At 61.1% G+C, this 18,355-nt stretch carries 17 protein-coding genes and 2 pseudogenes; 14 read left to right on the top strand and 5 right to left on the bottom strand.

The features are described from left to right. The 8 genes and pseudogenes from A3722_RS24295 to A3722_RS10405 all read left to right on the top strand — a co-directional run. Window positions 1-302 (top strand): annotated as a pseudogene (locus tag A3722_RS24295) (cytochrome ubiquinol oxidase subunit I); the annotation flags it as partial. Between the two features lie 8 nt (window positions 303-310). Next, complete coding sequence (locus tag A3722_RS10435) at window positions 311-622, top strand: DUF4175 domain-containing protein (RefSeq protein ID WP_150120116.1); 312 nt, start codon at window positions 311-313, stop codon at window positions 620-622. Between the two features lie 285 nt (window positions 623-907). Next, the gene (locus A3722_RS10430; RefSeq protein WP_067627078.1) at window positions 908-1,786 is read left to right on the top strand and encodes a LysR family transcriptional regulator; all 879 of its coding nucleotides are present in this window, start codon (window positions 908-910) and stop codon (window positions 1,784-1,786) included. Window positions 1,787-1,970: 184 nt separating this feature from the next. Beyond that, the gene (locus A3722_RS10425; protein WP_067627080.1) at window positions 1,971-2,639 is read left to right on the top strand and encodes a DUF4286 family protein; all 669 of its coding nucleotides are present in this window, start codon (window positions 1,971-1,973) and stop codon (window positions 2,637-2,639) included. Window positions 2,640-2,707: 68 nt separating this feature from the next. After that, complete coding sequence (locus tag A3722_RS10420) at window positions 2,708-3,667, top strand: TRAP transporter substrate-binding protein (RefSeq protein WP_067627082.1); 960 nt, start codon at window positions 2,708-2,710, stop codon at window positions 3,665-3,667. 95 nt (window positions 3,668-3,762) lie between these two features. Continuing rightward, window positions 3,763-4,272, top strand: coding sequence for a TRAP transporter small permease (locus A3722_RS10415; RefSeq protein WP_067627084.1), 510 nt, complete (start codon window positions 3,763-3,765; stop codon window positions 4,270-4,272). A 2-nt stretch (window positions 4,273-4,274) separates the two neighbouring features. Continuing rightward, the gene (locus A3722_RS10410; protein WP_067627086.1) at window positions 4,275-5,573 is read left to right on the top strand and encodes a TRAP transporter large permease; all 1,299 of its coding nucleotides are present in this window, start codon (window positions 4,275-4,277) and stop codon (window positions 5,571-5,573) included. 11 nt (window positions 5,574-5,584) lie between these two features. After that, window positions 5,585-6,790 carry an amidase family protein gene (locus A3722_RS10405; RefSeq protein ID WP_082849445.1) on the top strand — a complete coding sequence of 402 codons (1,206 nt, stop codon included), beginning with the start codon at window positions 5,585-5,587 and terminating at the stop codon, window positions 6,788-6,790. An 80-nt stretch (window positions 6,791-6,870) separates the two neighbouring features. Here the strand turns inward: A3722_RS10405 and A3722_RS25295 are convergent, their stop codons facing one another. Continuing rightward, a complete protein-coding gene (locus tag A3722_RS25295) occupies window positions 6,871-7,266 on the bottom strand; it encodes a hypothetical protein (RefSeq protein ID WP_082849444.1) in 396 nt (131 codons plus the stop codon). A gap of 164 nt (window positions 7,267-7,430) precedes the next feature. On the opposite strand from A3722_RS25295, the gene A3722_RS24765 reads away from it, so the two are divergent. After that, complete coding sequence (locus A3722_RS24765) at window positions 7,431-7,640, top strand: hypothetical protein (protein WP_236627386.1); 210 nt, start codon at window positions 7,431-7,433, stop codon at window positions 7,638-7,640. 131 nt (window positions 7,641-7,771) lie between these two features. Here the strand turns inward: A3722_RS24765 and A3722_RS10390 are convergent, their stop codons facing one another. The 3 genes from A3722_RS10390 to A3722_RS10380 all read right to left on the bottom strand — a co-directional run bounded on the left by A3722_RS10390 (window position 7,772) and on the right by A3722_RS10380 (window position 12,431). Then, complete coding sequence (locus A3722_RS10390; protein ID WP_067624646.1) at window positions 7,772-8,095, bottom strand: RcnB family protein; 324 nt, start codon at window positions 8,093-8,095, stop codon at window positions 7,772-7,774. Window positions 8,096-8,259: 164 nt separating this feature from the next. Continuing rightward, window positions 8,260-11,349, bottom strand: coding sequence for an efflux RND transporter permease subunit (locus A3722_RS10385; protein WP_067624649.1), 3,090 nt, complete (start codon window positions 11,347-11,349; stop codon window positions 8,260-8,262). Beyond that, window positions 11,346-12,431 carry an efflux RND transporter periplasmic adaptor subunit gene (locus A3722_RS10380; RefSeq protein WP_067916110.1) on the bottom strand — a complete coding sequence of 362 codons (1,086 nt, stop codon included), beginning with the start codon at window positions 12,429-12,431 and terminating at the stop codon, window positions 11,346-11,348. Before A3722_RS10380 ends, A3722_RS10385 begins: the two co-directional genes overlap by 4 nt. A 353-nt stretch (window positions 12,432-12,784) precedes the next feature. Here A3722_RS10380 and A3722_RS10375 point away from each other — a divergent pair, with 353 nt between their 5' ends. After that, window positions 12,785-13,267, top strand: a complete 483-nt coding sequence (locus A3722_RS10375) for a MarR family winged helix-turn-helix transcriptional regulator (RefSeq protein ID WP_067626916.1) — start codon at window positions 12,785-12,787, stop codon at window positions 13,265-13,267. After that, window positions 13,264-14,394 carry a YHYH protein gene (locus A3722_RS10370; protein ID WP_067626918.1) on the top strand — a complete coding sequence of 377 codons (1,131 nt, stop codon included), beginning with the start codon at window positions 13,264-13,266 and terminating at the stop codon, window positions 14,392-14,394. The genes A3722_RS10375 and A3722_RS10370 overlap by 4 nt, the downstream gene beginning before the upstream one ends. Before the next feature lie 237 nt (window positions 14,395-14,631). Here the strand turns inward: A3722_RS10370 and A3722_RS10365 are convergent, their stop codons facing one another. After that, window positions 14,632-15,408 (bottom strand): helix-turn-helix transcriptional regulator, encoded by a 777-nt coding sequence (locus tag A3722_RS10365; RefSeq protein WP_236627385.1) that lies wholly within the window; start codon window positions 15,406-15,408, stop codon window positions 14,632-14,634. Window positions 15,409-15,564: 156 nt separating this feature from the next. On the opposite strand from A3722_RS10365, the pseudogene A3722_RS10360 reads away from it, so the two are divergent. From A3722_RS10360 to A3722_RS10350, 3 genes and pseudogenes are all read left to right on the top strand, one after another. After that, window positions 15,565-16,638 (top strand): annotated as a pseudogene (locus tag A3722_RS10360) (ABC transporter ATP-binding protein). Window positions 16,639-16,641: 3 nt separating this feature from the next. Next, window positions 16,642-17,553, top strand: coding sequence for an ABC transporter permease (locus A3722_RS10355; protein WP_067626922.1), 912 nt, complete (start codon window positions 16,642-16,644; stop codon window positions 17,551-17,553). After that, window positions 17,546-18,349: an ABC transporter permease gene (locus A3722_RS10350; RefSeq protein WP_067626923.1), complete on the top strand. Its 804-nt coding sequence runs from the start codon at window positions 17,546-17,548 to the stop codon at window positions 18,347-18,349. The genes A3722_RS10355 and A3722_RS10350 overlap by 8 nt, the downstream gene beginning before the upstream one ends. Window positions 18,350-18,355: the final 6 nt, after the last annotated feature.

The following is an 18,355-nucleotide window of genomic DNA, read 5'->3' as shown; positions in this document are numbered from 1 at the left end:
TTGCCCCGGCATTTCTGGCAACGGTTGCCACAGCGGCGGTGTTCGGGGCCTTGCTGCTGCGCCTCCCGCCCCCGGACGGCCATGCCTATGCCGCCACGCTCCTCATCCTCGGCGCCTATGGGGTGGCCCATGCTCTGCTCGTGGGGCTAATGCAGGGCTTTCTGATCCTGCAGGTCCGGCGTGGTTTCACCTCGCCCCAGCGTCGGGCGGTTTTCGCCATTGTGACGCTCTGGTCCGACTATCTGGCAGCGATCACGGCGCTGATCCTGCTTGCGGCGCATCTGCCGGGGATGATCGCGTGAGAAAGTTGTTGCGCATTCTCTTGCCGCTGCTGGTCTGGCTGGTCAGTTTCAGCGCGATCTATGGGCTGCAGGGTTTGGGCTGCGCCCTTGGTTGGGCGAAGGTCGCTTGGCTCGGCTTGCCACTTTTTCGCTGGGCGCTGCTGATAGCCTGGCTTGCCGCGATTGTGTTGCAACTGCTTCTTCTGCTGACAGTGGGGAAATGGTCTTTTGGTCCGACCACGGATTTCTACCGCAAGGTAAATCTTGCAACCGCCTTGTCCGGCTTGACCGCGACGGTCTGGACTTCTTTCCCCATAGTCGTGTCATCCACCTGCGGTTAGAGAGGGCCAACCAGCGCGGGCCAACCCCGGCTCCGTTGGGCAAATCAGATAGTGTCCGAAGTGCCCCTTTCCCCGGACGAACTTAATGGGCTTCAGTGGGGCCATCCAGACGAAACACAATGTAGCTGCGCTGCCAACCATGCCGGACCGTTCGAACGCAGCGCTCGCTACAGGCGCTCCGCTGCCGCTTTCCCGGGCCAAAAGCCCATTGAGAACAGGTGACTTTACCGCCAGCTTAACCTACCCTCGTTCTTTGCGACCGAAACATAAGAATAGAGGTTCTTGGTGAACACGCGCTTTTTAGAAACCTTCGTCACGGTCGCCAACTTGGGAAGCTTCCGGGCGGCGGCCGAGCAGTTGAATGTCAGCCAAGCGACGGTGTCCAGTCGGATTTCCTCACTTGAGACGGACCTTCAGGTGGACCTGTTTGACCGTGAATTCCACGCCACCCGGATCACGGTGGCAGGGGCGATGATCCTCGATAAGGCGCAAGAGATGCTCGCGACAGAGCGCAATTTGCGCAACACGCTCTCCGATCCCACCACTGCCGCGGGGCGGGTGCGTTTGGGGTTGGTGTCTTCGGTCGTTCATACTTGGCTTTGTGACCTGATCGAAGAGGTGGCGCGCTGCTACCCCCGGCTGGAGCTTGAACTGACGGTCGAGCCCACGCCGAACATCGCCGCGGCCTTTGAACGCGGCGCGCTGGATATGTTGCTGACGACAGATGACCGCCACGACCAAACCTGCGTTTGCGCGGACTTGCCGCCGCTGGCCATGGGATGGTTCGGCCCCGAGGGGATGCGCGACGAGAAACTGTCCCTCGCCGATGTCGTTACCAGCCCGCTGATCACCTTCACCCGCAATTCACGCCCGCACGCCAATGTTCTTGCGCTTTTCAGCGATCGCGGCCTGCGGCCTTCGATCGTGCATTGCATCACCTCGATGGCTGCGATTGCGCGGTTGACGCAGCGCGGGCTGGGCATCGCGACCCTGCCGCTGGCCTGCGATTTGGCCGGGCCGGGAATCTATGAGCTTGATGTCGATGCGCAACTGCCGCCGCTCCCCCTCTATTGCATCTGGCGGCGCAGTTCCGACGTAGCCACCTACAAGGCAATTGCCGATCTTGCGCGGGCCTGTGCGGAGCGTCATCAGCGGCAGACCTGACACGGCCTGAATTGGCCTGATCGGAAAACCCTATCACCCCCCCTGAATAATCCCGTTTGTCGTTGGACCCCATCTCGGCAAGTGTGCCCCAACAACAATCGACAGAGCTTGACCGCACCTCGACGGAGACGGGCCGTGCCCCGCCACGTGACGGGAAAGCTTTGTCCAAGGATCAGGATGCAGAATGAGCAATATCCGTACAACCGATCAGGCACAGCTTTTCGTCTGGAGCGATATCGACCCCGATCATGAGGCTGACTTTAACCAGTGGTATGACCGGGAGCATATGGAAGAGCGCGTTCGCATTCCGGGCTTCACCGGCGCGCGGCGCTATCGTGCGGTATCGGGCTCGGCACGGCGCTACCTCGCGCTTTACCGCGCCAGCAATCTTGCCGATTTCACCTCCGAAGCCTACCGCAAAGCCTTTACCAAGCAGACCCAATGGTCGATCACCAACTTCGGGCGCATGTCCAACACCCGCCGTCGGGTGATGCAGGTCGCGCAAGAGGGCGGCTTTGGCTGGGGCGGCGCGCTGGTGCTGATCGAACTGGTGCCAGATGCCATGGAGAGCGACGCCGTCGCCGACGTGCTTGGCAAATTGATGGCCGAAGAAGGCGTGCTGCGCGTGCATCACATGATCCCTGACGAAACTCTTTCGACCCCGCTGCCGTCTGAAAACACCGAAGGGCGCGTTCTGGCGCCTTGCATCGCGGTGGATGTGACGTCAGAGCCGATCGCCGAAGCGACCCTGCGCCAACTGACCGAAAAGCTGGGCGGCGCGGTGCGCGAGGCCGAAACCTTCCGCCTGATGTGGTCATTGGACGCGCAAGACCTGCCCGCATTGGAAGACTGAGTGAACCACCCTGTCCTGCCAAAACGGCAGGGCAAGAACAACAAACCACCCCAACAGGAGATACTACAATGAAACACCTTCTTATCGGAACCGCGATCGCGGCCCTGACAGCCGGTCTTGCCCATGCCGAAACGTGGAAAATGTCGGCCGATGCGCCCGACGGCAACTATCTGACCCAGAACATCCGCGCCTTCGCCGATGACGTGGCCCGCCTGTCGGATGGCGCGCTGGAAATCGACGTTGTGTCGAACTCGGTCCTGCTCAAGCGCCCCGAACTGAAGCGCGGCGTGCAGCGCGGCATCGTTCCCATCGGCGAAGTCCTGATCTCGGCGCTTGGCAACGAAGACGCGGTTTACTCTGCCGATGCCGTGCCGCTTTTGGCGACCACATTTGATGAGGCCCGCGCGCTTTGGGAAGCCTCTCGCCCGATCTACGAAGAAAAGCTGGCCGAAGATGGTCTGGTGCTGTTGTTTGCCGCCCCCTGGCCGCCGCAGGGCGTCTACATGAACCAGGAAGTGACCGACGCCTCCTCCTTCGAGGGTGTCAAGTTCCGCGCCTACAACCCCTCGACCGCGCGTCTGGCCGAGCTTTTGGGCGCCGTTCCCGCCACCATCGCCACCTCCGAGATCAGCCAAGCCTTCTCGACCGGGGTCATCAACGGCATGATCACCTCGCCCTCGACAGGTGTCGACAGCCAAGCTTGGGACTTCGTGTCGCATTACTATGACGTTCAGGCCTTCCTGCCCAAGAACATGGTGATCGTGAACAAAGGCGCCTACGACGGCCTGTCTGACGAGGTGAAAACCGCGCTGCAAGAAGCGGCTGAACTGGCGGAAACCCGTGGCTTTGAAATGGCCGAGGAAGCCACTGGCGAAGCAACCAACACGATGGCCGACAATGGCATGAACGTCCTGCCGACCCCCGAAGGGCTGGCCAGCGACTTTGAAACCATCGCCGCGACGATGCGCGCAGAATGGCTGGAACAGGCTGGCGAAGAAGGTCAGAAAATCGTTGACGCGATGAACTGATCTCAGCAGGCCCGGGCAGTCGTTTGCCCGGGCCTTTTTCCACATAGACCGGGGTATTCGCCCCCTCCCCGCCCCCTTATTCGGAGCCCGCCGCCATGATGCTGACCCGCCATCTCTTCAACTTTTGCGGAGCCTTGGCCGCGCTGTCCTTGCTGGGGATCGCGGTCTTGATCCTGTCGCAGATTGGCCTGCGCCTGATGGGAAGCCAAATCCCGTCAGCCGATGATTTCGCGGCATGGGGGCTGAGTGCGTCGATCTTCCTTGCGCTGCCGGCCACGCTGATACGGGGCGATCATATTCGCGTCACATCGTTGCGGCAGTTGATGCCGGAACGTCTGGGTCATATCGCTGATATTCTGGCGGCGGCCTTTGCCGCCGTGATGATGGGTTGGGTCGCTTGGGCGATCTTTGGCTATGTCCACGAAAGCTGGACCTACAATGAAGTCAGCCAAGGCGTGGTGGCCGTTCCGCTGTGGTGGCCGCAATCCGCGATGGTGCTGGGGTCGGTGCTGTTTGCACTGGCCTTTGCCGAGCGCACCCTGCGCCTGATCCTCGGGCTGCCAGTCGAGAGCGACGATACAAACGAACAAGGTCGGGGCGAATAATCATGGATATTTTTCTGCAATCGGCCGTTCTGGTCGTGACCTTGCTTGTGCTTTTGGGCTTGGGCATTTGGGTTGGCGTGGCGCTGATGGCTTCGGGCGTCGTGATCTTCTTGATGTTCACCTCTACGCCGGTCGATGCGATCCTCGGCACCACCATGTGGGCCCATTCGGCCAGCTGGACGTTGACGGCGCTGCCGTTGTTCATCTGGATGGGCGAAATTCTTTACCGCACACGTCTGGCCGAAGACCTGTTTTCTGGTCTAGCCCCATGGGTCGGGCGGCTGCCCGGCGGCTTGGCGCATGTCAACGTCGTGGGCTGCGGTATCTTTGCGGCGGTCTCGGGGTCTTCGGCGGCCACCACCGCCACCGTTGGCCGCATTTCCCTGCCGGAGCTGAAATCGCGCGGCTATGCAGACCGACTTGCCATCGGTTCTTTGGCTGGATCGGGCACGCTCGGCCTGTTGATCCCGCCGTCGATCGTGATGATCGTCTATGGCGTCGCGGCCCAAGTGTCCGTGAACCGTCTGTTCATCGCGGGCGTGGTGCCGGGGCTGATGCTCATGGCGCTGTTTTCGGGCTATATCGCGATCTGGGCAAAAATGAACCCCGATGGCGTCCCAGACCCCGAACCCCGCATGCCCTTGGATGAGCGCCTGCGCCGCCTGCGCATGTTGCTGCCGGTGGTGGGCTTGATCATCGGGGTCATCGGCTCGATCTATGCCGGTGTGGCCACCGCAACCGAGGCCGCCGCCATCGGTGTGGCCGGGGCGCTGATCATCGCGGCTTTTGGCCGGTCGCTGAACGCCGAGACCTTCATCGCCTCGCTTTTGGGGGCCACCCGCACCTCTGCGATGATCGGGCTGATCCTGCTTGGCGCGGCCTTTCTCACCTCCGCGATGAGCTTTTCGGGCTTGCCCGGGCAACTGGCCGAACTCATTTCCGCCAGCGGGCTGAGCGCTGCGGGTTTGATCGCCGTGCTGACCGTGTTCTTCGTGCTCCTTGGTTGTTTCCTCGACGGGATCTCCATCGTGGTGCTGACGACTTCGGTTGTGATGCCCGCCGTGGCTGCCGTGGGGATCGATCCGGTGTGGTTTGGGATTTATCTGATCATCGTCGTCGAAATGGCGCAGATCACGCCGCCGCTGGGGTTCAATCTGTTTGTGATCCAGAGCCTGACTGGTAAATCGATCTTTGAGATTACCCGCATGATCATCCCCTATTTCATGATCTTGGTGCTGGCCGTGATCCTGCTGACGGCATTCCCCGGCATCGCGACGTGGCTTGTGGAACAAACGATTTAAAGGCTGATTTGATGATACACACCCCTCAATCCCTCCTCGACGCGGCCCGCGCCCGCGCTGCCGCGCCCGATTTCACCCGGACATTCGATGATCCGGTCGAAGGCGAAGGGCCGCTGTCGGGGCTGAACGTGGCGGTCAAAGACCTGTTCGACGTGCGGGGCCAAGTCACCCAGGCGGGGTCGCTGGTCCGCAAAGGCACGTCGCCCGCCACCAAGGATGCCGCGGCGGTCGCGCGGCTGCGCAGCGCAGGCGCCGGGCTGATCGGCCACGCCAATATGACCGAGTTTGCCTATTCCGGCCTCGGCCTGAACCCACATTACGGCACCCCCCTCACCCCCTTGAGAGAAGGCTGTATCGCGGGCGGCTCGACCTCGGGCGGGGCCTCTGCCGTGGCGCGGGGCGTGGCTGACATCGCGCTTGGGACAGACACTGGCGGCTCTGCGCGTATCCCGGCGGCCTTTTGCGGGCTTTTCGGGTTCAAGGCCACGGCACAGACGATCTCCCGCGCGGGGGCGGTGCCGCTTTCCCATTCGCTTGATAGTGTCGGCGTGCTGACCCGAGAAGTCGGCCTGCTGCGCCCGGTTTTGAACGTGCTACGCGACCAACCGCTCGCCGCGTCTGCCGCGCCGCGTGCCGTCATCGTGCCGGAAAATTTCGGCATGGACGAATTGGACCCCGAGGTTGCCCAAGCCTTCGAAGCCGCCCTCGAAGCGCTTCAGGCCTCTGGCGTGAGCCTACGTCGACAAACGCTCGACTTCTTCGATGACTACCGCGCCCTGCCCGTCTGGCAGTTCTCGGCAGTGGAATCCCGCGCCCATCACGGGGCGCATTTCGACGACGCCCGCGCAGAGCTTGATCCGCGTGTGGCATCACGTATGGCGCGGGCGGATGGTGTCACCGGGATCGAATTTGCCCGCACGATAGCCGCGCGAGAAGCACTGATCGCACGGGCGGCGCATCTGTTTGGCGAAACGCCGGTCGCCCTGCCGAGCGTGGCCATCATGCCGCCAAAGCTGGATGATCTCCGCGAGGATGCCACCTATGACCGGATCAATCTGCTGGCGCTGCGCAACACCAGCTTTGCGAATGTAATAGACGGCTGTTCGGTCAGCATGCCGATCACCAGCCACCCCGGCGCGGGGCTGATGCTGACCGCGACTGCGGGACGGGATGCGATGTTGATCAATATGGCCGAAACATTGCAGGGCGCGCTGTGAGCGAAACGGCCAAGCGCCCCTCTGCCTATGTGGCCTTGGGCGCCCAGCGCTACCGTGTGACCCATGTCAGCAATCCCATGCTATCGGGTATTTCCGATGTCGCGGTCATAGGCGACAGGATCGTGGTCCTCAGACGGCAAGCGCCTGAATTGGTCATGCTCGGGCTGGACGGCACAATGTTGGGCGAAACCGCTGTTCTGCCGCAGTTCGTTTGCGGCCATGGCCTGCGCGCGACCTCCGCCAGCCAAGTCGCCGCCACGGACATGGATGGCCACAAGGTCGTGCTGCTTGATGGCACCTTGCAAGAAACCGCCCGTATGGACTGCGCAGAGCATCCCGGCTTGGGGCGGCCCTTTAATCATCCCTGCGATTGCACCCAAGGTCCGGACGGACGTTATTATGTCGCTGACGGATATGGCAACAGCGCCGTTCATATCTTTGACCCGGCGCTGCGCCACCTCAAAACCTTTGGACATCCCGGGACCGAAGCGGGCGCGTTTTCGACCCGCACTGCCTGTTGTTCGACAGCCAAGGCAGGCTCTGCGTGGCGGACCGCGAAAACAACCGCGTTCAGTTATTTGACCCCGAAGGCATCTGTCTGGGTCAGATCGAAGGCCTGCACAAACCAATGGCGCTGGCGTTGACATCCCAAGGCGTCTTGCTGGTCACTGACCAAACCCCGCGCCTGTCGGCATATGCCCCAAACGGTGAGCTGATTGGCCGCTGCCGCACCTTTTCAACCTATGGTCACGGATTGGCTGTGCAGGACGATGGCACCATCGTGATCGCCGAAATGAACCCAGATCGCCTGACCCTGCTGATCCCCGTGCCCGATGCGAAGGCGGGTTAAACCGCCTGCAGAGCGTTCTTCAGGATCATGTACCGTGTCCTGCAAGCCGCCGTCCCGGGAAAGGTTTGACCCGCGTTCCAGCCTGACACCGGCCTTCTATCGCGGATCAAACCCTGCCCAGTTAGCGTATCTCAGTTTACGAGGGCCTTGACCAACAACGTCGCTGCGGCTGCAAGGTAGATATCATTGCCATCGACAACATAGACTTCATTCCGGCCCGGGCGCGAAAGGCCGCGGGCGCGCCAGTTCTGGACGACGACGACATCCTGCTTGCGGAGACGCTGGCCAACCGCATGCCGATGGCGCTGCTGTTTCACCACCTTCACCTTGGCGCCGCGATCAACACGGCTGTGTTGGACATCCGCCCTGTCGGCCATTGCCGTCATCGGCACGAAAGCCACTGTGGTGGCTGCCAATAGCACGACAGTCGCGCATTTTTTCATCCGGTTTTGCATTGGGTCTCTCCTCTTTGCTTACGTCATATTTAACGTCTGCCAGAGAGATTCCCGTCGCTGGCGCGGGGCAGTTTTTCGCCGTCAGCTATGCAAGAGCCGTGGACCTTGTCGCCGCTCCCAGCATTTGCGCAGGGGAAAGCATCCGATACGCAAAGGCCGTCGCGCTACACGCTTGCGGTCGCCTCCACCTCGGCTTTCAATCTATGCGCAGACCCTCCGGGGGTCGCACCCCAGACCGTGATCCAGCGGTAGAAGATCGGCGTGAGAAACAAGGTGAACACGGTGGCAAAGCCCAAACCGCCGACGATCACCCAGCCCACGGCGATCCGGGCCTCGGCCCCCGCGCCAGAGGTCACGATCAGCGGCAGCCCCCCGAAAACAGTCGACACCATCGTCATCATCACGGGCCGGATGCGCAGGCGCAGCGCGCTTCGGATGGCGCTGTCGATGTCTTCGCCTGCTTCGCGCAGCTGATTGGCAAATTCGACGATCAGAATACCGTTCTTGGCCATGACCCCGATCAACATCACAAGGCCGATCTGGCTGTAGTAGTTCAGCGATCCGCCCGTCATCGATATCGCCAGCAATGCGGCAGCCATCCCGAAGGGCACTGTCATCATGATCACCACCGCACTGGCAAAGCTCTCGAACTGGGCGGCCAGCACCAGAAGCACCACGATCAGCGCAACACCGAAGACCATGTAGATGCCGCCTTGGGAATCGTCGAGGGTCGCCGCCTCTCCGGTGAAGGTGATGCCCATCCCATCAGGCAAAACCTCTTCGGAGAGTGTCAGCACCCGGTCCATCGCGGTGGACAGGTCGACACCTTCGCCAAGGTTCGCCTGCATTGCGACGGACAGCGCTCCGCCCAAACGCTCGATCTGCGCGTCGCTTACCACCGTCTCGAGCGAGGCAACCGCGGACAGCGGCACATAGGCGCCACTGTCGAGGCGGATGGACATGGAGGCGATGTCAGACGGATCGTCAATCGGCGGGCCACCGGGGACGACGTTCACATCCACTTCGACATCATCCGAAAAGACGCTGACTGCCACATCGCCCTGAACCATGGCGCGCACGAGGGAGGAGACATCGGAACTGTTGAGCCCCATATCGCCAGCGGCGCTGTCGTCTACCGTGACTTCCAATTGCGCGGTCACGCTGTTGTTGGACAGTTGCGGGTTCAGAAAGGTCGCATCCTGGGCCATCGCCGCCGTGAGCCTGTCGGCGGCTTCGGTCATTTCAGCCAGATTGGTGCCGGTCACCGCGAAACTCAGCCCGCCGCCCGCGCCACGAATGTTAAGGCTGTTGGTCGACCGTGCGCTCACCTGCACGCCGGGGACCGCAGACAACTGGCCACTGATCTGCGCGATCAACTCCTGCTGGGTAAAGTCACGCGCGGCCCAATCCGGCAGGCGGACGACGATGAACGCACTGGTGCCGCCGCCGACGCCGATGATGCTTTGCACGGTCTCGATCTGCCCGCTCTCTCGATACGGGGCGAGGATGTCTTCGACCAGCGCGACCTGCGTATCGAGGTAATCAATCGTCGTGTCCGATGCACCGCGCGCCTGTACGAGAAAGAAGCCACGGTCTTCCTCCGGCGTGACGGTGGAAGGCAATGTCATCGCGGCCCCCATGGCGATCATGGCAAAGCCTATGGCGATCGACAGAACCAGCAGCGGCGTGCGGATGGCGAAATCCATCATCCGGTCAAAGCCGCGCGCCAATGCGCCCGGCGTGGCGGCTTCTGCGTCGCCCAAGGTCTTGCCCGGGTCCAAGAGAGCCGACAGGACGGGCGCAAGGGTGAGCGCCGTGATCGACGACAGGGTAACGGCAAAAGCCAGCACAAAGCCGAATTCAGAAAAGACGCCCCCCGCCTGCCCCGGCAGGAAGGAAATCGGAATGAAAACGGCGGCAAGCGTGGCGGTGGTTGAAATCACGGCAAAGAATACCTCGTTCGTGCCCGAAGCCGCGGCGGCGAAAGCCCCCATGCCGGACTTGCGCTTGCGCACGATATTCTCGACCACGACGATGGCATCATCGACAACCATCCCCGTTGCCAATACCAGCGCCAAAAGGCTGATCGTATTCACGGAAAACCCCGTAAGCCAGATCGCTGCAAGCGTCCCGATCAAAGCCACAGGGATCGTAACCGCAGGGATCAACGTGGCCCGTGGGGAGCGCAGGAACAGGAAAATCACGACCACCACAATGCCGGTCGCCAAAAGGATGGATTTGACAACCTCGTTGATCGACCCTTCGATGAAGATACCGTCGTTCGAAGTGACCAGCAGTTGCACACCCTCGGGCAGTTGCGCCTGCAACTCCTCGACTGCGGTGCCCACATCGCGCGAGATCTCCAGCGTGTTGCCCACCGATTGCCGGGTGATATCAAGACCAATCGCCGTCTCCCCATTCACACGGGTATAGACGCTGGCGTCTTCGGGGATCAGTTGCACAAACGCGATATCGGCGACTTGGGTCGTGTCATTGATCGGCAGTTGGTTAATGGTCTCAACGGTGACATCCTTGCTGCCGACCCTGAGCGAGAGAGTCTGCGTTTCGCTGGAAAGCGATCCCAGAGCGGTGTCGTCGCGCAGCTGCGCAAGTGCTGTGGAGACGTCAAAGATGGTCAGCCCCCGGCTCAGCAATGACGGCATGTTCACCGCCACGCGGAACTCATTGGCACGGTCCCCGCGCAGGGTCACCTCGGCAATGCCATCGATCAGGGAAAGCCGTTCATAGACCGCCCCTTCCGCCAGTTGGGTCAACGTGTCGAGGCTGGCATCGCCCAGCAACGCAAGGCGAATGATCGCATCCGCATTGCTGTCGCTCTTGCTGACGCTAGGGTCTTCGATATCGTCAGGCAAGGACCGCAAGGCGCCCGACACGATCTCGCGCGCCTCATTGGCGGCGACGTTGACGTCGGTGCCGTCCGAGAGATCAATGGTGATGCGGCTTGACCCCATGCTCGACGTGGATTCGATATAGGACATGCCATCAAGCGCGCTGAGCGCGTCTTCGAGGACTTGTGTCACTTCGGTGTCTACCGTGCTGGGGACGGCGCCGTCGTAGTCGGTTCTGACAGAAAGCACGGGCCGGTCCACGTCCGGCATCTCGCGAATATCGACACTGCTGAAGGCCGCCAGCCCTGCGATGATAATCAGCAGGTTCAGCACGATCCCGAAGATGGGGCGCGCCACGAAAATATCCGCAAGACCGGCCTTGTGCGCTCTTTTCTCGAAACTCATGCGTCTGGTCCCCCGCGCGCGCCAGCGGCGGTAACCTGCGCGCCCAGGGGGGCTTCGGTTTCGACCCAGACCCGATCGCCCTCGCGGTAGCGGATGGTGACAGGGACACGGGCGGTGCTGCCCTCATCGGCGACCCAGATCCCCGCGCCGCTGCGGTCCCATGTGATGGCGGTTGCAGGCACGACGGGCAGCGGGTCGGTCTCTTCGGTCATGCGGATCGCAAAGGTCATGCCGGCAAGCAGCAGCCCCTCGGGGTTTTCGATCTCGGCCTCCACCGTCGCACTGCGGGTCACGCTGTCGAGACGGCTGTCAAAGGCGGTAACTGTCCCCTCGAAAATGCGCCCCGCATAGGTGGGCGTGGAGACGAGAACAGGTTTACCCTTGGCCAAAAGACCGATGGAGCGTTCTGGCACTTCGAATGTGGCAAGCAGGCGGGTGGTGTCGTCGATGGTCACGATGGCCTCCCCGCTCGACAAGCGATCGCCCAGACTAATATCGCTCAGCCCCAAACGGCCAGAGATCGGCGCTTTGATCGTGCGGTCATCCAACGCCACTTGGGCCAGCCCCACATTGGCTTCGGCCAAGCGCAAGGCGACCCGCGCTTCGGAAAGGCTTACGTCGGTGACCACGGAACTGCCATTGCTGCGCAGCCCCTCATAGCGGGTAACGGTGTCCTGCGCCTGATCGCGGTTGGCCTCGGCGATCTCTAGTGCCAGCCGTTCGGTGCGGTCGTCCAGTTTCAGCAAGACATCGCCCTTTTCCACCATCGTATTGGCGGCAAGCGCGGTTTCGACCACCTCGCCCGCATCGGTTGCGGTCACTTCCGTCTGGCGAAGGGACACCGCGCTGCCCACCGTGCGCAGGACGAGCGTATATGCGCGCGCCTCCAGCGGTGTCAGCACAACGGTTGTCGCCCGTCCTTGCCCGCCGCGCCGCCCGGGCCGCGCGTTCTGAGGCGCATCATCCGTCTGGGTGACACTGCCGCCCCAAAGCTGCGCAACCTCATCGGGCACGCCGAATGCGATGCCATATGCGCCTGCAATGATGACGATGGAGACGACGGCGTAGATTAATCTTTTCAAAGTCTTCAGGCTCCTGAAAGGCGCTGTGGGGGAAAGTTTCATGGCCTTGCCAAACCGCCCCCCATGTCAGAACAACCCGGCCTCGAACGAAGGCGTGGCTGAGCGATTTAAACAGTGGCGAGCGGTGCGAAATTGGGTGTTGGAAAGGTCCCTGCGATACATGTGCTTCTTCTCATACGGCGGACGAAGAATATTCCGTCGCAAAAATATTGCCGCTTCAATGAAAAATGTCGGCTCCCTTCAACCCGTGGGCCAAACTCCCCATGCGCGGCGTTCACGTCAGCTGCTCCTATCTTCGGCTCGGCCATGCCCGATCTAGCCTTTCGCTGTTAATTAGCCTACTAACTGTTAGCATGCAGTTCGACACCGTCAAATTACACTATCTGCTCCATGCAGCCACTCTGGTGGAGGAAAAGCTGCGCCACCGGCTTTCCGAAATCGGCATATCGCCCCGTCAGGCCCGCGTGATCGACGCACTTGCCCGAATCGGCGCCGTTTCGCAAATCACCCTCGCCCGTGAGTTCGCCATCACCCCCGCCAGCATGAGCACCATGACCGGGCGGCTGATCGCGGCAGACATCATCACCCGCAAAGTCGATCCGACCGAAGTGCGCAGCAATATCGTGGAACTGACACCGCGCGGGCGCGCGTTGCTGGCAGATGTCCATGCCGCTTGGCGCGATATCGACACGCTGATCGCTGAGACACTGGGCGCGAAGGATGCCGCCGCGCACGCCACGCTCAATCGCCGCCTCCGAGACCGCCTCGGCGGCAAGGTGCCCGGCTTGGCGTCCGACAACACCCCACAAGTAACGAGACAGGAGACCCGGCGATGAGATTTCTACGTTCCTGCGCAATCTGCGCAGTTTTCACTCCGGCAGCTGCGTTTGCGCACCCCGACGCGCATTCTGTGGCGGATGCCGCGCTGGTCAGCCCCGCCGAGATCGTGGATTGCACGCTTGAGACCGGAGAGGCTGCACAATGCGCGCGCTATGTGGTGAAATATCTGCCCGACGACCTTGAGATCGGTCCGTTCTGTCCGGCGACCTTGGAGGACAAGGGCGGCATTTGGCACTGGGACGGCGATGAGGCGGGGCTCTACCGGATTGACGACGATTTCCTGCGGATGTTGGACGCGCAGGGCTACACCTTCTTCAACGCAGACGGAGAGGTCTATTCTTTCGACATTCGCATCGAAGGGCCGACCGAGGCGCATGAGTGCATCCAAGGTTCGGTCGATCCCGATGTCGAGATGACGGTCCTCATTCCGACGAACCCGGTGATGGCGGATGAGCCGACCAGCCTTGGCACCGTTGCAAAGGTCGGCATCGGGTTGGACGGCGTCCCGATCTTCGCCGACGCCCCTTCGGTGCTGGAATCCGGGCATATGCCCGCGCTTGATACCTGCGGCGGCCATGTCGACCCGGGCGGCTGGTACCACTGGCATGCGACCGCCACGGATGTGAACGCGATCTATGACTCCGAAGGCGTCGATGCGGAATGTGTGAACGTCGCTCAGGATCAGACGGCACAGTTTGGCTATGCCTTTGACGGGTTCGCGATGTTTGGCCCGCTGAACCACGACGGATCCCTTCCCGATGATCTGGATGACTGCGGCGGCCATGTCGGCCTGACCGAAGCGGACGGAGAAGCCGAGTATCACTATCACGCGGGCAACACCTTTCCGAACCTGCCTGCCTGTCTGGCAGGCGTGGTCGCGCAGGACAACTTCGCGACCAATGCGGCAAACGGCATTGGGTCTGCGAATGCTGGCGGTGGTCCCGGCGGGCCGGGCAGAGGCCCTGACTTTGACGCGATTGCCGAGACCCTCAACGTGGATGCCGAAACCCTGAGACAGGCCATGGAAGACGCAGGCGGGCGTGGCGCCGAACTGGCCAAGGTCGCAGAGGCTTTGGGGGTTGATGAAGACGCCCTGCGTGCAGCCATGCCTCCGCAACAGTGATGGAAGGCAGGGTCTGAGCTATCAACCCAGACCTTGCGTGTCTCGCCCTGCCCCCGCTCGGGGGCGGTGGCGAACAGGTGAGGGCTGGTCAGTCGGCTTAGCAGATGTGGAACGCCCGCCCTGCGGGGTCACTGGTTGCGCATCCGCGCTTCGAACTCTGGCGCGTCAAAGTATCACCATAGCCGCTTAACCCACGCATTTCGATGCCGCGCCCAGAACCATCGGGTCGAAAACCAACTACAACAGATGCTTGAACACGCCGAAGAGTTCGCGCTGTGTTGAGATGACGAGTTTGCGGTAGAGGTTCCGACGATGGACCTTGCAAGTTTCCGTCGCGATATCGAGCAGTTTCGCGGCGGAGGCATTCGAATGGCCCTGCAGCACCAGCCCCGCGATCTGCGCCTCCCGCAGGGTTAGACCGATGCTCAGGCGATCCGCAGCATGGCTTCTGATCGCATCGGACAGCGGGGGGCGGGCCGTTCCGGGCTGGTCGACGGGGGCCGGGGCCACGGCATTGCAATGCTGCGCCAGAAGCTCCAGCAACAAGGGCGCATAGCTTTCCACGCTGCGAAGCTCACTGCGCCGAAATGGCCCCTGCCTATCCCGCCTGCTCAGCGACAGATGCGCAACGCCGCCATCCTGTAGCGGGATGAGCAGTCCAACCTCGTCACAAAGCCCGGTGCCCCGGTAATATTGCAGATAATATTCGCTGGAAAAGAACCGGTCCGGCGCGATGTCGGCCAAACGAAACAGCCCACCCTCCTTCGGCAGGCTGCGATACAGATAGAAGGGATCAAAGGCATAGCTGCTCTCCATATAGCCTTCGAGAGGTCGCCCGATCAATTTGCCCGGCTCGATCCAGTGATCCAACAGTAAGGGCGGTTGGTGCGCATCAAAGCGCAACATCAAGAAGGTGCCGAAGGCGATGCGGGTGCTGAAAAAGGTCTTATAGGCCTCGAAAAAAGATGGGCTGCCGACGGCCCGAAGCGCATCGCGCAATTGCTCAATCGCCAAATTTGTCAGCCTATCGCCCAAAAATACTCCAAAATCTGATCAAAATCTCAAGAACACTACCCCACAAGGGGTATATTCACCAATTACTATTGGCGCAATCATGCAAGGCAAGTTTTGCTCAAAACCAAGAACCGAATTGGGCGATCAGGGGGAATGATGACCAAGGCAATCACCGCACAGGCGCTGCGCAAAGTGTATCCCGGCAACCCGCCGGTCGAAGCGCTCGCGAGTATCGACCTCGAAATTCAGGACAACGAATTCTTCACGCTGCTGGGCCCTTCGGGCTGTGGCAAGACGACCTTGCTGCGACTGATCGCGGGGTTTGAGCATCCCACATCCGGCAGGCTGGACATGTTCGGGGAAAGCCTGCTCGCGTTGCCCCCCTACAAACGCCCCATCAATACCGTCTTTCAAAACTACGCCCTGTTTCCTCATATGACCGTGGCCGAGAACATCGGCTTTGGCTTGCAAATGCTCGGCACGCCCAAATCTGCGATCAACTCGACCGTCGAAGAAATGATGGAACTGGTGCAGATGACCCAGATGGCGGATCGGCAGACCAGCCAGATCTCCGGCGGGCAACAGCAGCGCGTCGCCCTCGCCCGCGCTCTGGCGCCACGGCCCAAGATCCTGCTGCTGGACGAACCGCTGAGCGCCTTGGACTTCAAACTGCGCAAGAAAATGCAACTGGAGCTAAAACGGCTTCAGACCGAAACCGGCATCACCTTTATCTTCGTGACCCACGACCAAGAAGAGGCGCTGACCATGTCGGATCGCATCGCGGTCATGTCCAACGGCGCGGTGCGTCAGGTCGGACGCCCGCGCGAGATTTACGACCGTCCTGCAGACCGGTTCGTGGCGGATTTCATCGGCGATACCAACTTCTTACCGGCTGAAATCATTGGCCGCGAGGGGGAGAGCGCTCAGTTACGTCTGCCTTCAGGCAAGCTTGTGTAGGCCCATGCGAATGAAGCCGCCACGGGCCGGGTCACGCTGGCCCTGCGACCGGAACATGCGGAATTGACCTCCGAAGCAGATGGGCTCTTGGCCGGCAGCCTGCGCGAGGTGGTCTATTTCGGGACCGATACGCATTTTCACATCGGCCTCGACGATGGCAGCGAATTTGTACTGCGCCAGCAAAATGGCCCCACGGTCACGCATTCCTATGTGACGGGCGATCGGGTTGGGGTGTCCTTCCCCGCCGGTGCCGCTCAGGTTCTGAGGGACTGACCCATGGCAGAGCTTTCAAACACCGTTGCAAAACGCGCCGCCCGAAACCGCTGGCTGCTGCTGACGCCCGCGCTGATCATCCTGATCTTTGCCGCAAGCGGGCCGCTGCTGATCACGCTGTTCTATTCCTTCCTCACCCCCGGCGACTATGGCGGGGTGGTCTGGGATTTCTCGACCGATGCGTGGTTTGGCGTGCTGATGCAGCGCGATATTTTCGACGACACATTGGGCTGGTCGGATGCCCATCTCAGCATCTTTTGGCGGTCGCTCAAATTGTCGATCCTGACAACGCTCGCCTGTTTGTTCTTTGGTTTCCCCACGGCTTACTTCATCGCCACACGGCCGAAAAAGCAGCGCGAATTCTGGATGTTGCTGATCATCATCCCCTTTTGGACGAACCTGCTGATCCGCACCTTCGCCATTCTGGAATTGATCCGCAACGAGGGCACCGTGAACTCAATCCTCATCGCGCTTGGTATCATTGATGAGCCGATCCAGATGCTTTTCACCGAGTTTTCGATCATTCTGGGCATGGTCTATGTCTATCTGCCGCTGATGGTTCTGCCGATCTATGCCTCGCTTGAGCGGTTGGATTTCCGGCTGGTTGAAGCAGGATATGACCTTTACGCCACCCGCTTTCACGTGCTGCGCCGGGTGATCTTGCCGCTGGTGAAACCGGGGGTGATCGCGGGGTCGATCCTTGTGCTGGTGCCCTCGCTGGGGGCCTATGTCACGCCGCGCGTCATGGGCGGTGGCAATCAATTGATGATTGGCAATCTGATCGAATTGCAATTCGGACAGGGGCGCAACTGGCCCTTGGGCGCGGCGCTGTCGATCACCCTGCTGGCTATCGTGATGGTGGCACTGTTGGCCTATGTCCGCGCGGCGGGAAATGAGGAGGTGCAGCATGGCTAATCGCGGGTTCGACATTCGCAAGCTTACGGGCTTTTCCAGCATCGCGATGGCGTGTTTTTTCATGCTCTACATGCCGATCATCCTGCTGGTGGTCTATTCCTTCAACGCGGGCACCTCCATCGCGATCTGGGAGGGGTTTTCGTGGCGCTGGTACGCCTCGGCTTGGGACAACGAAATGGTCCAAGAGGCCACGGTGCGCAGCCTTATCATCGCGGTCTCTGCCGCGGCCATCTCAACCAGTGTCGCTGTGCTTGCAGCCCTCGGCACCACCCGCACAGGCAAGTTTCGGGGGCAGACCACGGTCTTTGCGCTGATCCACCAACCGCTCATGGTGCCCGAGATTGTCACGGCAGTGGCGCTGCTGATCTTCTTTGCCTCGATCAAGGTCGTGACGGGCTATACTGGGCTGATGTATCTGATCATCGCGCATTCGGCCTTTTGCATTCCCTTTGCCTATCTTCCGATCCGCGCACGGCTTCAAGGCATGGACCTGACCCTCGAACAGGCGGGGGCGGACCTCTATGGCACGCCGTTTCAGGTTTTCCGCCATGTGACCCTGCCCCAGCTTTGGCCGGGCATTCTCGCCGGGGCGATGCTGGCCTTTGTCATCAGCCTTGATGACGTGGTCATTACCGAATTTGTGAAATCCGCCGGGCAGGACACCCTGCCGACCTATATGCTGGGCCAACTACGGCGGGTGGTGACACCTGAGATCAATGCGATTTCAACTGTTCTGTTGATGATCTCGGTGACGATGGTGATCGCCTATACCCTGCTCAGCAAAGTCAAAAAATAATTAACC

This window comes from Sulfitobacter sp. HI0027, from assembly GCF_001634775.1.
In the GTDB taxonomy this organism is placed as follows: Bacteria; Pseudomonadota; Alphaproteobacteria; order Rhodobacterales; family Rhodobacteraceae; genus Sulfitobacter.
Note: the sequence above shows the minus strand (reverse complement) of the source record. Positions and strands in the feature narration are given on the sequence as shown.

What these genes read in the sequence shown, in the direction of transcription:
- A3722_RS10375 (WP_067626916.1), top strand. Translation starts at nt 12,785, where the DNA reads ATGCAGTTCGACACCGTCAAATTACACTATCTGCTCCATGCAGCCACT.
- A3722_RS10420 (WP_067627082.1), top strand. Translation starts at nt 2,708, where the DNA reads ATGAAACACCTTCTTATCGGAACCGCGATCGCGGCCCTGACAGCCGGT.
- A3722_RS10390 (WP_067624646.1), bottom strand. Translation starts at nt 8,095, where the DNA reads ATGCAAAACCGGATGAAAAAATGCGCGACTGTCGTGCTATTGGCAGCC.
- A3722_RS10370 (WP_067626918.1), top strand. Translation starts at nt 13,264, where the DNA reads ATGAGATTTCTACGTTCCTGCGCAATCTGCGCAGTTTTCACTCCGGCA.
- A3722_RS10415 (WP_067627084.1), top strand. Translation starts at nt 3,763, where the DNA reads ATGATGCTGACCCGCCATCTCTTCAACTTTTGCGGAGCCTTGGCCGCG.
- A3722_RS10385 (WP_067624649.1), bottom strand. Translation starts at nt 11,349, where the DNA reads ATGAGTTTCGAGAAAAGAGCGCACAAGGCCGGTCTTGCGGATATTTTC.
- A3722_RS10350 (WP_067626923.1), top strand. Translation starts at nt 17,546, where the DNA reads ATGGCTAATCGCGGGTTCGACATTCGCAAGCTTACGGGCTTTTCCAGC.
- A3722_RS10425 (WP_067627080.1), top strand. Translation starts at nt 1,971, where the DNA reads ATGAGCAATATCCGTACAACCGATCAGGCACAGCTTTTCGTCTGGAGC.
- A3722_RS10355 (WP_067626922.1), top strand. Translation starts at nt 16,642, where the DNA reads ATGGCAGAGCTTTCAAACACCGTTGCAAAACGCGCCGCCCGAAACCGC.
- A3722_RS25295 (WP_082849444.1), bottom strand. Translation starts at nt 7,266, where the DNA reads ATGTCCAAAGGTTTTGAGGTGGCGCAGCGCCGGGTCAAAGATATGAAC.
- A3722_RS10410 (WP_067627086.1), top strand. Translation starts at nt 4,275, where the DNA reads ATGGATATTTTTCTGCAATCGGCCGTTCTGGTCGTGACCTTGCTTGTG.
- A3722_RS10405 (WP_082849445.1), top strand. Translation starts at nt 5,585, where the DNA reads ATGATACACACCCCTCAATCCCTCCTCGACGCGGCCCGCGCCCGCGCT.